The 13448-nt window shown below is 68.1% G+C and carries 14 protein-coding genes and 2 pseudogenes; 12 read left to right on the top strand and 4 right to left on the bottom strand.

Features of this window, described 5'->3' with window-relative positions:
- Nucleotides 1–124 precede the first annotated feature (124 nt).
- From GNX95_RS01660 to GNX95_RS01635, 8 genes and pseudogenes are all read left to right on the top strand, one after another.
- Nucleotides 125–1348 carry a metal-dependent hydrolase family protein gene (locus GNX95_RS01660; protein ID WP_163505236.1) on the top strand — a complete coding sequence of 408 codons (1224 nt, stop codon included), beginning with the start codon at nucleotides 125–127 and terminating at the stop codon, nucleotides 1346–1348.
- A complete protein-coding gene (locus tag GNX95_RS01655; RefSeq protein WP_163505234.1) occupies nucleotides 1348–3408 on the top strand; it encodes a prolyl oligopeptidase family serine peptidase in 2061 nt (686 codons plus the stop codon). The genes GNX95_RS01660 and GNX95_RS01655 overlap by 1 nt, the downstream gene beginning before the upstream one ends.
- A gap of 7 nt (nucleotides 3409–3415) precedes the next feature.
- On the top strand, nucleotides 3416–5074 hold the full coding sequence (locus GNX95_RS01650) for a gamma-glutamyltransferase (RefSeq protein ID WP_222853329.1): 1659 nt from the start codon (nucleotides 3416–3418) through the stop codon (nucleotides 5072–5074).
- A pseudogene (locus GNX95_RS44155) lies at nucleotides 5002–5454 on the top strand (hypothetical protein); the annotation flags it as partial. The gene GNX95_RS01650 and the pseudogene GNX95_RS44155, both read left to right, overlap by 73 nt.
- Before the next feature lie 188 nt (nucleotides 5455–5642).
- A pseudogene (locus GNX95_RS44150) lies at nucleotides 5643–5699 on the top strand (hypothetical protein); the annotation flags it as partial.
- A 10-nt stretch (nucleotides 5700–5709) separates the two neighbouring features.
- Nucleotides 5710–6261, top strand: a complete 552-nt coding sequence (locus GNX95_RS44145; protein WP_425483887.1) for a beta-N-acetylglucosaminidase domain-containing protein — start codon at nucleotides 5710–5712, stop codon at nucleotides 6259–6261.
- Entirely contained in the window at nucleotides 6144–7187 is a 1044-nt protein-coding gene (locus GNX95_RS01640) for an Ig-like domain-containing protein (RefSeq protein ID WP_246281485.1), read from the top strand. The genes GNX95_RS44145 and GNX95_RS01640 overlap by 118 nt, the downstream gene beginning before the upstream one ends.
- Entirely contained in the window at nucleotides 7163–7495 is a 333-nt protein-coding gene (locus GNX95_RS01635) for a hypothetical protein (protein WP_163505228.1), read from the top strand. The genes GNX95_RS01640 and GNX95_RS01635 overlap by 25 nt, the downstream gene beginning before the upstream one ends.
- An 83-nt stretch (nucleotides 7496–7578) precedes the next feature.
- Here the strand turns inward: GNX95_RS01635 and GNX95_RS01630 are convergent, their stop codons facing one another.
- Complete coding sequence (locus tag GNX95_RS01630) at nucleotides 7579–8241, bottom strand: response regulator (RefSeq protein ID WP_163505226.1); 663 nt, start codon at nucleotides 8239–8241, stop codon at nucleotides 7579–7581.
- Nucleotides 8241–9395 (bottom strand): sensor histidine kinase, encoded by a 1155-nt coding sequence (locus GNX95_RS01625; RefSeq protein WP_246281484.1) that lies wholly within the window; start codon nucleotides 9393–9395, stop codon nucleotides 8241–8243. The genes GNX95_RS01630 and GNX95_RS01625 overlap by 1 nt, the downstream gene beginning before the upstream one ends.
- Here GNX95_RS01625 and GNX95_RS01620 point away from each other — a divergent pair.
- Together GNX95_RS01620 and GNX95_RS01615 are read left to right on the top strand one after the other, a co-directional pair.
- Nucleotides 9384–9827 (top strand): hypothetical protein, encoded by a 444-nt coding sequence (locus tag GNX95_RS01620; RefSeq protein ID WP_163505225.1) that lies wholly within the window; start codon nucleotides 9384–9386, stop codon nucleotides 9825–9827. The two genes, GNX95_RS01625 and GNX95_RS01620, sit on opposite strands and share 12 nt — an antisense overlap.
- A complete protein-coding gene (locus GNX95_RS01615) occupies nucleotides 9824–10540 on the top strand; it encodes a hypothetical protein (protein WP_246281483.1) in 717 nt (238 codons plus the stop codon). Before GNX95_RS01620 ends, GNX95_RS01615 begins: the two co-directional genes overlap by 4 nt.
- Nucleotides 10541–10915: 375 nt before the next feature.
- On the opposite strand, the gene GNX95_RS01610 is transcribed toward GNX95_RS01615, so the two are convergent.
- The gene (locus tag GNX95_RS01610) at nucleotides 10916–11341 is read right to left on the bottom strand and encodes a winged helix-turn-helix transcriptional regulator (RefSeq protein ID WP_163505223.1); all 426 of its coding nucleotides are present in this window, start codon (nucleotides 11339–11341) and stop codon (nucleotides 10916–10918) included.
- An 86-nt stretch (nucleotides 11342–11427) separates the two neighbouring features.
- Between GNX95_RS01610 and GNX95_RS01605 the strand changes: the two genes are divergently transcribed.
- Nucleotides 11428–12273, top strand: coding sequence for an SDR family NAD(P)-dependent oxidoreductase (locus GNX95_RS01605; RefSeq protein ID WP_246281482.1), 846 nt, complete (start codon nucleotides 11428–11430; stop codon nucleotides 12271–12273).
- Between the two features lie 38 nt (nucleotides 12274–12311).
- Here the strand turns inward: GNX95_RS01605 and GNX95_RS01600 are convergent, their stop codons facing one another.
- A complete protein-coding gene (locus tag GNX95_RS01600) occupies nucleotides 12312–12905 on the bottom strand; it encodes a TetR/AcrR family transcriptional regulator (protein ID WP_163505220.1) in 594 nt (197 codons plus the stop codon).
- 35 nt (nucleotides 12906–12940) lie between these two features.
- Between GNX95_RS01600 and GNX95_RS42370 the strand changes: the two genes are divergently transcribed.
- A complete protein-coding gene (locus GNX95_RS42370; protein WP_222853328.1) occupies nucleotides 12941–13441 on the top strand; it encodes a class I SAM-dependent methyltransferase in 501 nt (166 codons plus the stop codon).
- Nucleotides 13442–13448 lie beyond the last annotated feature (7 nt).

Genomic DNA, 13448 nt, shown 5'->3' with positions numbered 1-13448 from the left:
GTGGTCGCGATCCATCGACAGATGTCGCGTCCTCGTGCGCCTGCGCGCGACGTACGTCGATGGCGCCGATCGCGGCCACGGCTCAAAGTGAACAGCAGGCACCGACGCACGGACGGAGTACGCCATGTGGCTGACCGGAGCGACCGTCATCGACGGGACCGGCGCGGACCCGGTCCGCGACCAGGCTGTCCTGGTCGAGAACGGACGGATCTCGGCGTTGGGCGCCAGCCCGCCGCCGGGTGCGGAGGTCGTGGACCTGTCCGGCCTCTACCTGACGCCGGGTCTCATCGACGCGCACGTACATTTCGGGCTGTCCAGCGACCTGGACAAGCTGTGCACCTCCCACACGCTGTCGGTCGCGGAGATCGCCGCCGACATGTTCGTCAACTGCCGGCGGACGTTGGAGTCCGGTTTCACCACGGTCCGCGACACCGGCGGAGTCGACGACGGCCTGGCCGGCGTCGTCGCGTCCGGGCGGATGCCGGGGCCGCGGATCGTCCACTGTGGACCGATCCTGAGCCAGACCGGCGGACACGGTTATCTGGGCGCGGAGTGGGACTCGGCCGACGACTGGGCGGCGCGGCAGATTCCCGGACTGGTCGCGTTGTCGCTGCTTTCCGACGGCCCGGATTCGGTACGGCGCAACGCACGCGAGGCGTTCAGGCGCGGTGCGAGCTTCCTGAAGATGTGCGTCACCGGCGGCGTCGTGTCGCGGCATGACAAGCTCTCCGACACCCAGTTCACCTATGAGGAAATCGCCACCGCGGTCGCCGAAGCCGAGGCCCGCGGCACGTACGTGACGGTCCACGCGCACAACAACGCCGGCCTGCGTACGGCGATCAGTGCCGGTGCGAAATGCGTGGAGCACGGCTCGGAGATCGACGCGGAGATGGCCGCGCTGATGGCCGAAAAAGGTGTCGCTCTGGTGCCGACATTGGCCGTCGCGCACGATCTTCTCAAGGACTCGACCGGAGCCGGCCTGCCGGCGCACATCGGCGCGCGCGTCGGCAACGTCATCGAGGGCCAGGCCGAAGCGATCCGCGCGGCGCGCGCGGCCGGCGTACTCATCGGCTCCGGCTCCGACCTGATCGGCCCCAACCAGGACCGCCGAGGCCGCGAACTGGTGCTGCGCAGCGAGATCGAGTCTCCGATGCAGGCCTTGGTCTCGGCGACTCGCGACAACGCGCGCGTCCTGCGTCTGGAGGACATCGGCACGGTCGAGCCGGGAAAAGTCGCTGACCTGGCGGTGTTCGGACATGATCCATTGGCGGATCCGCTGGTTTTCGGCGACCCGCACGAGGTCAAGGTCGTGCTGCGGCGCGGCCGCGTGGTAAAGGACATTCGCTGATGCGCTATCCCGAGACTCGTACGGTGGACGAGGTCGTCCAGGTGGCCGGCGTCGACTTCCCCGATCCCTACCACTGGCTGGCCGACCGTACGGACGAAGTCGAGCAGTGGCAGGAAAAACAGGCCGAGCTGGCCGACGCGTACGTCCAGGACTGGCCGCATTTCCAGACACTGAAGGAAAGCGTGCGGCACTATTTCACGCCGCGGTTCGGCGCGTACCCGTCGCCCGCCGGGAAGCGGTGGGTGCGCAGCGAAACTCCCGACGGGGCGACCCAGGCGCGAGTGGTGCTGTCCGACGAACGCTTCGGCGACGGCGAGGTGATCTTCGACGCGGTCGAGGAAAATCCGGAGAAACCACCGTTCGTGTCGTGGGTTTCCGCGTCACCGGACGGTCGCTACGTCACCGTCGGCGTGTGTGAGGACGGCAGCGAACGCAACACCATCCGGCTGATCGACGTCGAGACGCGCGAACGGCTCGCGGCGCCGGCGCAGGCGCTGCTGGACAACTGGACCGGTGGAGCGCGGTGGCTGCCCGACTCCAGCGGCTTTCTGTTCACCAGCATCGTCGGCGAAAGCGTCGACCTGCGGCACGAGGTTTTGCACTATCACCTCGATTCAGGCACGGTCACGAAAGTCGACGCTCCGTGGCTGCCGGATCGCGACTACCGTACGGTCGTGTTCTCCACCGACGGAAAACACGCGATCGCCGTCCAGCGCCTGCTGACGCCAATTCCGATAGCGGTGGCCAAACTCGACGGCTCCACCGAATGGAGCTGGCGGCCGTTCGTCACGGATCCGGCCGTCGGTGGCCTCGCCGGTCAGCTGGTCGGTGACCGGTGGATCGCCGTCTCCGACCTCGACGCGCCTCGCGGCCGGGTCGTCGCGATCGCACTGGACAATCCGACACCGGCGGATCCGCGGACCTGGGACGAAGTGGTGCCGGAGTCCGACGCGGCGCTGCGCTCGATCACTCCGGTCGGTGAGCACCTTTACGTCCTCGGCCTGGAAAACACCTACAGCCAGGTCCGGATTTTCACCCTGGCGGGCGAGTTCGCCGGAAACGTACCGATGCCGGCACCGGGTGCCGTGATCGAGCATCCGTTCCCGTTGGCGGCGATGTATCCGGAGGGCCGCGACGACGAGTACGTTTTCGCTTTCACCACCCTCACAACGTCCGCCGGTTACTACCGCCACGCGGGGTCCACATTGGACACGCTGTCGCAGCCGCGGACCTCCATTCCGGACACGGTGATCGAGGACGGTTGGTCAACGTCACCGGACGGGACGCGGGTGCCATACCACGTCGTCCGGCGCAGGGACCTGCTACTCAACCGGCCACGGCCGACGCTCGTCTTCGGATACGGCGGATTCAACGCGCCGTGGCATCCGGTCTTCCTCGGGCCGATGTCGTCCTTTGTGGACAGTGGCGGCGTACTCGTGCACGTCCACCTGCGTGGCGGCGGCGAGTTCGGCCGTCACTGGTGGGAACAGGGACGGCTGAAGAACAAGCGAAACTGCTACGACGACCTGCACGCCATCGCCGAGGACCTGATCGCCACCGGTGTCACGAGTCCCAACCTGCTCGGCGTGACCGGCGGGTCCAACGGCGGTCTGCTGGCCGGGGTGGTCGCCACCCTGCGACCGACGCTGTGGGCCGTGTCGGTGCCGCGCGTGCCGCTCCTGGACGCAATCGGCGCGACGCAGGACGGCTATGGCCGCTTCGCCATCAGTCTCGAACTGGCCGACCTCGACGATCCTGACGACGTACGACGGCTCGCCTCGCTGTCGCCGTACCACCTCGTCGAGGACGGCGTCGACTATCCGGCGGTGTACCTCGACGCCGGCGACACCGATCCGCGCTGTCCGCCTTGGCACGCACGGAAATTCGCCGCCCGGCTGCAGGCCGCGACCGCCGGTCCCAACCCGGTCCTGCTCCGGGTGTGGCGCGATGTCGGCCACGGCTGGGCCACCGACAGGGAGGTGGCCATCACCGAACACACCTCGTGGCTGGCCTTCGTGATGAAGCGTTTTGGCATGACAGCCCGGAATCCGGCGGAGTAGGAGGATCATGACAAGCGAAACGGCAGCGGGTCACGGCCGGGTCGGGCCGAAAAAGCCGGTGACCGGCCGCCGCGCGGTCGCCTCAAGCCAACACCGAATCGTCACCGACACCATGCTCGACACCTTGCGCGCTGGCGGCAACGCGGTCGACGCGGCGATCGCCGGCAATCTGGTGCAGGCGGTCGTACAACAGGACATGACCAACCACACCGGCACCGTGACCGCGCTGGTGTACGACGCCGCGAGCGGCGACGTCGTCGAGCTGAACAGCATGGGGACGATCGTCCCCGGACTCGCGCCGTTCACGCCAATCCCGATGGGAAAGGGGTTGTACGCGGCCGCGCCCGGCATGCCGCGCGCGGTGGCACCTGGGTTCATGCCGGGAATGAAGGCACTTTACGAGCGTTTCGCGACGCTGCCATGGGCCAGGCTGTGCGAGTCGGCGGTGCACTGGGCCGAAGAGGGCCACGTGGTGACGTCGTTCGAGCATCTTGTCATGGCGCAGACCGTCGATTTCTTCCTCTACACCGAATCCGGACGCCGGCACTTCACGCCAAACGGGCACCTGCCGCAGGTCGGCGACCGCTGGGCCTCGCCGGAGCTGGCCGAGACCATGCGCAACCTCGCGCAGGACGGGCCGGACTATTTCCTCACCGGCAAATGGGCCCAGGATTTCGTGGCACGCGGCAACGAACTCGGCTGGCAGGTGACGCTGGAAAACCTCACCGCGATCCCGCCGCGATGGTCGTCCGGACATCGGTGGAACCACAAGGGATCGACGGTCGTCCAACAGTCCCCGCCGGAACGGCAGGGCATTTACTGCCAGATCGTGCTCGGCATTCTCGACGAGCTCGACATCACCTCTGTCGGACACTGGTCGGACAGCGCCGAAGCGCTGTATTACCTCGCGCACGCGTTACGGCGTGCCACGATCGAGACGGGCATCCTCAACGATCCCGATATTTTCGGCGACACCGCCGGCCCACTCACCTCACCCGACCTGATCAAGGGATTCGCCGGCATTCTGCGAAACGCGAAGGCGCGCGTCGACCTCACCGAACACGTCAAGCTGACCCGAGGCGTGCCGGCCATGGCCGCGTCCGGTGCGTCCAAACAGCCGGCCGGAAGCTGCGAGCTGACCGTCGTGGACGAGCGGGGCAACTGGGTCCAGATGATGAACACGCTGCAGAGCGGCGGCATCCCCGGCGAGGTCGTCGGTGGTGTACCGATGGTCGGCAGCCACGCGTCCAACAGCCTGGCCGCACCGATCGAAGGCTGGGTCGTCGGCGGCGGGCGGATGCGGTCGATTCTGTCCAACACCATGGTCCTTCGCGACGGGAAGCCGTGGATTTCCCTTGGCTCGCCCGGAAACGTACACTGCACCGTGCCGCAGGTCCTGTCCAACATCCTCGACTTCGGCATGGCACCGTACGACGCCGACGACGCTCCGCGATGCCTGCCGTACGAGGACAACCACACGATCTCGGTCGAGTCGCGGGTCGCCGCGCAGGTGCCGGCCGGACTGGCAAAGCTCGGCGTGCTCACCAATCCGTTGCCGGCCTACGACTACCACATGGGGACCTACCAAATGGCATGGCGGGACGACGACGGCAGCCTGTCGACCTGCACCGGACCACGCCGGGAAGGCGTCGCCGCCGGCCTATGACACCCGGCGCGCGGATCGGGCAGGTCGCCACTATCGGCCGCCGCTGCGCGGCGACTGCGTATCCATATTCGGAAAACATCCGTGTGTTGCGTTTCGCGGTCGCGATCGTCCTGGCCGCCGGCGTCCTGGCCGGAGCGCCGGTCGCCGGACAGGCCCGACCGGCTCCCCCGCGCCTCAGTTCCGCGCCGCAGGAGTTGCGGTACGGGCAGGGTGTCGTGCGCATCCCCGACCGGGCCGGGCAGTTCCATGCGACGCGGACACTGCGGCAACTCCTCCACCGAGGCACCGTGTCGGTGCTGGCCGTACGCGACTGGCCGGCACTGCCGATGCGGGGAATTGTCGAGGGTTTCTACGGAAAACCGTTGTCACGCGCCGACAGGATGCGGGCGCTGGACTTTCCCGGGCGGCACCAACTCAACACCTATGACCGCGAAAAGCCAGGCTCTGTACGACGCGGGCGTCCGCACTTTCGCGCTGTTCTTCGACGACATCGCCGGCCAGCCCGGCTGCGTCGACCGAATACACCGGCACCGCGACCTCGCCGTACAAGCAACGTTTCGCGCAGCTGGTGCCGCCGTCGGTGCGGGTGCTGTGGACCGGGCCGCAGACGATCTCGCCGACGATCAGCGACGCCGATGTCGTGGCCGCGCACCGGACGTACGCGCATCCGCTGGAGCTCTGGGACAAACTTTCCGGTCACCGACGCACAAACCGACCGGCTCTACCTCGGGCCGCTCAACGGCCGCGGAGGCCACCCGGACGCGGCCGGCTGGCTGGCCAACCCGATGGTGCAGGCCGAGCCGTCCATGATCGCGCTCGCCACCGCCGCCGACTACAGCTGGAATCCGCGATCGTACGACCCGCAACGGTCGTGGCGGCAGGCCATCGGTGGCTCGGACGCGCTGGCCGCTTTCGCTGACGCCAACCGCACCTCGCCGCTGCAACCGGCGCCAGCGCCGGCACTCAGCACGCGATCGCGGCCTTCGAGTCGGCGCCCGCCGCCTGCCGGCTGGCGACCGCGGCAGCTCCGCTGGTCCGGCTTTTCCGCGACCTGGCCGCGGCCCGGTCGGTGCTGCCACACTTGTCCGGCGATCTCGACAGAACGGCGTTCGCGACGGAAGCCGACCCGTGGCTGCGCAAAGCCGAGGCTTACGGCGCTGGCGGCGCCGCGATCGTACGCTCGCTGACCGCCGAACGGGCCGGCGCGCTCACCGAGGCATGGCTCCAACGCGCGATTTTCGACGCGGAACATCCCGACACATGGCCGCAAACAGTCGCGCCGGGAGTGCTCGATCCGTTCTGCGAACGCGCACGATCGGCGAGCGGTCTGGTCCGGCTGAGCGCTCCGGATCCGTCGACTCCGCTGACACCGGGCTCCGACGTCACGCTCGCCGCGACCGTACGATCCGGGGCGGTGCCGATCCGTTCGGTGCGTTTTCTGGTCGGTGACACGGTCATCGGCACGGCCACGTCCGCTCCGTACCAGGTCGTCTGGCACGACCTGCCGCGCCGGGTCGCTCGCACGGTCGTGGAGGTGACGGACGCGACGGGCGCCGTCGTACGCTCCAGCCCGGCGACGCTGACCATCGGCAAACCCGACCGCGTGCTGCTGGTTTACGGCAACGACGGCAATCCCGGCACCGGCGGCCTCGCCGCCGGCGAGGTGGCCGTACGCGACCGGCTGGAGCTTCTCGGCCTGGCGGTCGATGCCGTACCGGCCAAGCAGGTCAGCACCGCCGACGCGACCGGCGAGGCGCTGGTGATGGTGTCGTCCACGGTCGCCGGCGATGTGGCGGCCAAGTTTCGTGATGTCGCCGTTCCTTTTGTCGGTTGGGAGGCCTACATCTTCGACGACATGGGAATGTCGTCGTCGCAGGGCGAGGAATTCCGCGTGCGCACGGTGCATTTCGTGCCGTCCGCGCTGTCCGCCGGCCTGTCCGGCGACGTCGACGTCGGCACGACACACGTCCGGGTCGGTCTGTGGAATGCCGCGGAGTTCGCCGAGCGCTGCCGGCGGGCCGGACTGGCGTCCGTACTGGAAGCCGTCGTACGCCCGGTGCGGACGAAAACTGGCATCGCGAGGAGGCCATGCTGGAGGCCGCCGAGGAGCTGACCGCCACGCGGCCCTCGCCCTACAAGGTCGAGGTGCCGTTGTCCGGCACCGGACCGGCCGAGCGGATCGCCGCCTGGTGCGCGCACATCCACCGCGCCACGCCGGTGCCGTGGGTCGTGCTGTCGCAAGGCGTCCAGATGGCCGATTTCCCCGCCGCCGCCGGCTTCCTCGCCGGCCGCGCCGTGTGGCGCGACTGCGTGGCACCTGTCGACCCGACGCCGGCGCTCACCGAGCTGGCCCGGCCACGACTGGCCGCCTTGCGCGAGACCGTCATCAATACGCCGCACTCGTCGCTGGGTGATTGTTGATCATGGCGTTTTCATGCCCGAGCGGGTCATCTCGGCAGGTCGCGTACGCGACGGCCAGGTCAGCACCCGGCTCGACAGCCGGGTCAGCGGTTTTGACCGGCCTGGAAGACCAGGATCGCCAGTTGGACCCGGTTGTCCAGCCCGGTCTTGGTCAGCGCGCGGGAGATGTGGGTCTTGACGGTGCCTTCGCTCATGAAGAGCGCCTTGGCGATGGTGGCGTTGGAGGCACCTTCGGCGACCGCCTCGGCGACGGCACGCTCCCGCTCGGTGAGCACGGTCAGGGTGCGTACGGCCGTCGAGCTGTCGTTGTCGCTGTCGGCTTGGGTTTGCCGCGCTACGAGCTGCCGGGTGATCGTCGCGGAGAACGCTGATTCGCCCGCGGCCGCCAGATGGATGGCGTGGCAGAGCTCCTGCGGCGCGACGTCTTTCAGCAGATAGCCACTGGCTCCGGCCCGTAGGGCATCGAGGACGTGTGTGTCCAGGTGGAACGTCGTGAGCATGAGAATCGCCGATGAGGGAACCACCGCGTGGATCCGCCTGGTCGCCTCGACACCGTCCATCTCCGGCATCTGGAGATCCATCAGCACGACATCGGGTCGATGGCGCGTCGCGGCGGCGACCGCCTCGGCACCGCTGGACGCCTCGGCGACGATGGCGATCGTGGAGTCCGCCGACAGGACCATCGACAGCCCGGCGCGTACCATCGCGTCATCGTCGACGACGAGGACAGAAGTCGTGGCGGACATCAGGCGGGCACCCTTCCCTGCAGCCGGAACTCGATCTTGCCGTCTCCGTGGTCGATGATCTCGTGTTCGAGGACACCGCCGATGGCGCTGACCCGTTCGGCGAGTCCGACGAGGCCGGCACCACTGCCGGGCAGGATGGCAGCACTGTCGCCGACGGGGTTGGAGATGGCGATGACCACATCCGCCTCGTCAAGGTGGACGTTGACGGTCACCATCGCACCGGGTGCGTGCTTGCGCGCGTTGGTCAGCCCCTCCTGGACGATCCGGTAGACCTCGTCGGTTGCCGCGGTCTTCTCCTGCACGACTCCCCTGTCCAGATGGGCGACGACGATTTGTCCTGCCTGGCGGGCTTGGTCGACGAGGTTCTCGACGGTCCGCTGCCGACTGGTCTCTTCCGGCACGACGAGGGTCCCGTCGCGCAGCATGCCGATGACCGTACGCAACTCGCTGAGGGCGCTGGTCGCGGTCGTACGGATGGTCGCAGCGGTGTGACTGACGTTTTTCGCGTTCTCTCCTGCGACCTCGAGGCCACCGGCGTACAGGGCGATCAACGAGATGTAGTGCGCGACCGAGTCATGCATGTCACGGGCGATCCGCGCGCGTTCGGCCATCTGGATCTGCTCGGCACGCAACTCCCGTTCGCGTACGATCCGTGCCGCCCGATCCCGGTAGACGACGACCAGGTCCTGCTGGGTCTTCTGCAACGCACCCCACGCGACGACCGCGAGAGCGATGGCGGTGTTGACGACGATGGTCAGGCTGAGCGCGGAGTTGGCGGGATAGAGGAGCCAGAAACCCAGTGATCCGACGATATCGACCAGAGCGACCATGATGGCCTGCTCCAGGCGCCGGTGCCGTGCCACGGCGAACAGCGCCACGTAGTTGGCCACACCGGCGGTGGCGCAGAACGCGGCGGCGACGGCGAGTATCAGTCCGATGGTGATTGGTGCGCGGCGACGGAACAGTAACGCGATGCACGCGAGCGCTCCGACCGCGATGTCGATGATGCGCCACCATCCGCCGGGACGCTGCTCGAGCACGAGGAACAACATCGCGAGGCCGCCGGCGAAGGCGGCGAGCACCTGAAGCGCCTGGCGGCCGCGCGATTGCCACGACCGCCAGTCCTGGCGCGAGTCGATCACATGAAGCTGCACCGTGCCAGCGTAGAGGGGATGGCCGGAATGGCCGTCAACGAAAGTCGTAGTCGGCGCTGGCCGTTCGAGCACCCGGTACGCCCGAGAGACAGACGCCGCGACCGGGTGCAAACCAGCATCGTTAACGGCATGAACACGACACGAAATCGCCTGAACGCACTGCTCGGATTAGCGCAGGCCCAGCCGGGCTCCACGACCCGGATCCGGTTCGCCGTCACGATGATCGCCGCATTCGCCACGGTCGTGCAGGTCATCGTGTGGCTGATCATCGGCATCACCAATGTCCATCTGGACAGCCCCTGGTGGCTCCTGACAGCAGCGGGAGCACTCGCCGCCAACGCCGCGTTGTACGCGACCGACCACGTTCGTACGTGCTGGTCGCAAACCTCCCAGTCCGCTCATCAGACCGCCCAGAGCAAGGAGTCACTGTGAACTCGACCACGATCACCCCCGGCACCGCAGTCACCCGACCTGTTGGTGCGTCCGAAACAGCAACCCGTCGCGCCGCCGGCTGGGCCGGCGTCGCAGTCGGCGGTGTATCCGTGCTGATGGTGGCGCTGTATTTCGTCTACTCCGGGCCGCCGCCGGAATCGAACGTCCTCACACGTGGTCTGCTGACGCTGGGCATCATGGCCGCATTGACCTTCTTCGGCATCGGCGTGGCCCGGCTGCTGCCGACCGGCCCCAACGGGGAACGCAGCCTGGCCGGGCAACTCTCGATCGTGTCGCTGTTCACCTATGTCGCGGTCATCCTGTTCGCCACGTCACTGGAGGTCGGCACGCCACTTGCCTTTCCGGGAAAATCGATGGACCCCACGACTGACGGTCCACTGGCCGCGGCCATGGCGCTCGCACACGGTCCGATCGCCCACCTGTGGGTCGCCATGTTCTTCCTCGGATTCGCCAAAGCCGTGAGCCGGCCGGTGAACGCCCCCATCGTCCCGGCTTGGACCATCGGCGGCAGCGTCGTCCTCGCCGTGATCAATCTGCTCGCCATACCGTCGCTCTACTTCGGCATGAACGCTGCGAACTTCTACGCCGTCAACGGCTGGGGTGCGGACGCGCTCGTCGGACTGATCACCCTGGTCTGGGTCGGATTCATCGGCCTCGGCATCCTGAGGGGTCACAAAACGCGAGCCGCGTAGCGAAATAGAACGAACGCCAACGAGGCGAGCCGCACATGCCGGCTCGCCTCGTTTGGCAATGTCGATCACGGTGCACAGACATCACCAACCCTCGCCGAGGTGGGGGGTTCCGCCCGCCTGAGCGAAAACGCTTGTCCACAAACCTGTTTGATGGCGTGGTTTTGTCGGCGGAGCCGCAAGTCCGCCGCGCGTGTGTTGAATATCGTGAAGGCGATCGACCATCAAAAGGCGTACGGGAAGCTGCAAGCGAAACGACGCAGCAGCTGTTGGAAGACCCGTCGCCGGGTGCAGCGCGCTCGGGTGTTCCGTCCGGGCATGGCGTTGACAACAACGACCGGCGTTGCCCGGCTCGCGGGCGGCACTACAACAAGTGGCCTACTTCGTAGAGTCCTCGACGGTGGCGTCGGGTCGCGCGCGAGCCGCCGCGATCTGAGGTTGATGCTCGACAGCCCAGTCGGCGAGGGTGGACAGCGGCCCGAGCAGCGACTCCCCGAGCGGGGTGAGGCGGTATTCGACGCTCGGCGGTTTCGTCGGGAACACCTCGCGGTGGACCAGGCCGTCGTGCGCCAGGCCGCGCAGCGTACGGGTCAACATCCGCTGGCTGATCGTCTCGATCTCCCGATGCAGCTCGCTGAAGCGGAAGCGACGCCTGCCGAGCAGCACGATGACCAGGATGGACCACTTGTCGCCGACGCGGCGGAGCACGTCGGTGACCGCGCACTGCTCGTATTCCTCGACCGGCACCGGGCTCGGCAGCTCCACGTCCACGATGGAGGGAACAACGATGTTCGTACCGGACATGAAACTGCCTCCTTCCTCAACCATCCTCCGTTACCGATGATGCCAGTACGCCACCAACTACCAGCAACCACCGGAAGGACTCCGTCGTGACCGCAGCGAGCTCGGGCCGCGTCGTCGTCATCAGCGGCGGCACCGACGGCATGGGACGCGCCTTGGCGCTGAGCCGAGTCGGCCGCGGCGACCGGGTTGTCGTGATCGGCAGCAATCCCGACAAGGGCCGGCGTACGGTCGCCGACGCGCGCCTGATCGGCTCCGGCGATGGGTTGGAGTTCATCCGGGCCGACCTGTCCAGCATCGCCCAGACGCGCGCCGCCATCCGCGAGATATCCAGCCGATACGGAGCCGTCGACGCATTGTGCCTGTTTGCGAACAGGCCTTCACCGCGGCGCGTCGTGACCGCGGACGGGCTGGAGCGCACCTTCGCGCTCTACTACCTCAGCCGCTATCTCCTCGGTCACGAGCTCGCACCGCTGCTGTCCCGAAGCGCGAGCCCGGTGATCGTCAACGTGGCCGGCGTGGGTGCCACCGCGGGCAGGATCCACTGGGACGACCTTCAGCTGGAGCGCGGCTACAGCGCCGTCGCCGCGCAGCTCCAGGCAGGTCGCGCCAACGACCTGCTCGGCGCCACCTACGCCGAGCAAACCGAGACCCCGATTCACTACGTGCTCTATCACCCGGGATTCACCAAAAGTGGCGACCTCACGCCGTTCCCTGCTCCCACCCGCGCACTGATCCGTGTCGCCGCCGCGGTCGCGGCACGTACGGTCGAACGATCGGTCGAGCCGATCCACGGGTTCATCGAGCATCCACCGGCTGCCCCGTTGACCGCGGTGGATAGGGGTAGGACGCTGCCGCTCACCCTCAGGACACTCGATCCCGCGGACGCCGAGCGACTCTCCACGGTCACCCGGCAACTGCTGGCCAGAATGTAGTCGGAGCCCACGGCATGCACGCAACCTGCGCCTGATTCCTACGCTGGTGCGGTGAGGCCGCGGATCGTCGTCTCCACGACATGTGCGGCGAGTGACTTCAGCGGCTCGCCTCGCAGGCCCTGCAGGGGTCCGCTGGTCGCCAGCGTCGCGAAGCCGTGCGCGGCCGTCCAGCAGACCCACTCCGCGTTCGACCGGCGGTCGGCGGCCAGCGCACCGGCGGCCACCGCGTCGTCCAGCGCCGCGAGCAGCAGCTCGTACGGCGCCGGCGTCGACGGGTCAGGCGGCGCGTCCTGGGACAGGCAGGCCAGCTCAAACCACCCCGGCTCGGCAACGGCGAAGTCGACGTACGCCAGGGCGAACGCGCGCAGCCGCGCCACCGCCGCGTCGGCGCCGGCCGCGGCGTCCATCCGGTCGCGAATGGCGCGGGCGAGCCGGTGTTGCGCCTCCAACGCGACGGTGAGCACGATCGCCTGCCGGTCGGCGAAGTGGCGATAAGCCGCGTTGGGCGTCACCCCGACCGTACGCGTGATCTCGCGGAGGCTGACCGCCCCCGCACCGCCCTCTCTGGCCGCGGCCAGACCAGCCTCGACCAGCGCGGACCGCAAGTCGCCGTGATGGTACGCACCCGACATTGCCTCGCCTCGACCCCAATGTGTACGGTGTGAACATGACCGATGTGGACAGTGTAGACATTACCTCGCGCCGAGTGGCCGCCGGCTGGGACGACGCGGCCGACGGCTACGAGCGATATTTCGTGCCCCGGTTTGCCCCGTGGCTGGCGGCCCGCGTGCGCGCGCTCGGCGACGACCTGCCACCCGGCCCGGTCCTGGTGCCGTGCTGCGGCACCTTCCCTGAGCTCGACGTCCTGCTGGCTGCCTTCGGTGACCGCGAGGTGGTCGGCATCGACCTGTCCGCTGGGATGCTGCGGGTCGCCCAGCGGCGGATCGCCGACCGGCCGGGGATCACCCTCGTGCACGGCGACGCGTCGGCCATCGACCCGCATTGGAGCGGGCGTTGCGCGGCGGTGCTCTCGGTCTTCGGACTGCAGCAGCTTCCGGACCCGGTGCGGGCGATGCGGTCGTGGACGGCGGCGCTGCGGCAGGTGGCCGGCTTTCGGTCGTATTTTGGCCGCACGTCAACGAATCCGACGGCCCGTTCGCGCGCATGATGCGTCT

Origin of the sequence: Fodinicola acaciae (assembly GCF_010993745.1) — a bacterium.
Lineage (GTDB): Bacteria > Actinomycetota > Actinomycetes > Mycobacteriales > HKI-0501 > Fodinicola > Fodinicola acaciae.
The sequence above is the reverse complement of the archived record's forward strand: the minus strand, read 5'-3'. Positions and strand labels throughout refer to the sequence as shown.

Excerpts from the sequence above, each read along its gene's own strand:
- GNX95_RS01660 (WP_163505236.1), top strand. The coding sequence starts at position 125 with ATGTGGCTGACCGGAGCGACCGTCATCGACGGGACCGGCGCGGACCCG.
- GNX95_RS01655 (WP_163505234.1), top strand. The coding sequence starts at position 1,348 with ATGCGCTATCCCGAGACTCGTACGGTGGACGAGGTCGTCCAGGTGGCC.
- GNX95_RS01650 (WP_222853329.1), top strand. The coding sequence starts at position 3,416 with ATGACAAGCGAAACGGCAGCGGGTCACGGCCGGGTCGGGCCGAAAAAG.
- GNX95_RS44145 (WP_425483887.1), top strand. The coding sequence starts at position 5,710 with ATGTCGTGGCCGCGCACCGGACGTACGCGCATCCGCTGGAGCTCTGGG.
- GNX95_RS01635 (WP_163505228.1), top strand. The coding sequence starts at position 7,163 with ATGCTGGAGGCCGCCGAGGAGCTGACCGCCACGCGGCCCTCGCCCTAC.
- GNX95_RS01630 (WP_163505226.1), bottom strand. The coding sequence starts at position 8,241 with ATGTCCGCCACGACTTCTGTCCTCGTCGTCGACGATGACGCGATGGTA.
- GNX95_RS01620 (WP_163505225.1), top strand. The coding sequence starts at position 9,384 with ATGAAGCTGCACCGTGCCAGCGTAGAGGGGATGGCCGGAATGGCCGTC.
- GNX95_RS01610 (WP_163505223.1), bottom strand. The coding sequence starts at position 11,341 with ATGTCCGGTACGAACATCGTTGTTCCCTCCATCGTGGACGTGGAGCTG.
- GNX95_RS01600 (WP_163505220.1), bottom strand. The coding sequence starts at position 12,905 with ATGTCGGGTGCGTACCATCACGGCGACTTGCGGTCCGCGCTGGTCGAG.
- GNX95_RS42370 (WP_222853328.1), top strand. The coding sequence starts at position 12,941 with ATGACCGATGTGGACAGTGTAGACATTACCTCGCGCCGAGTGGCCGCC.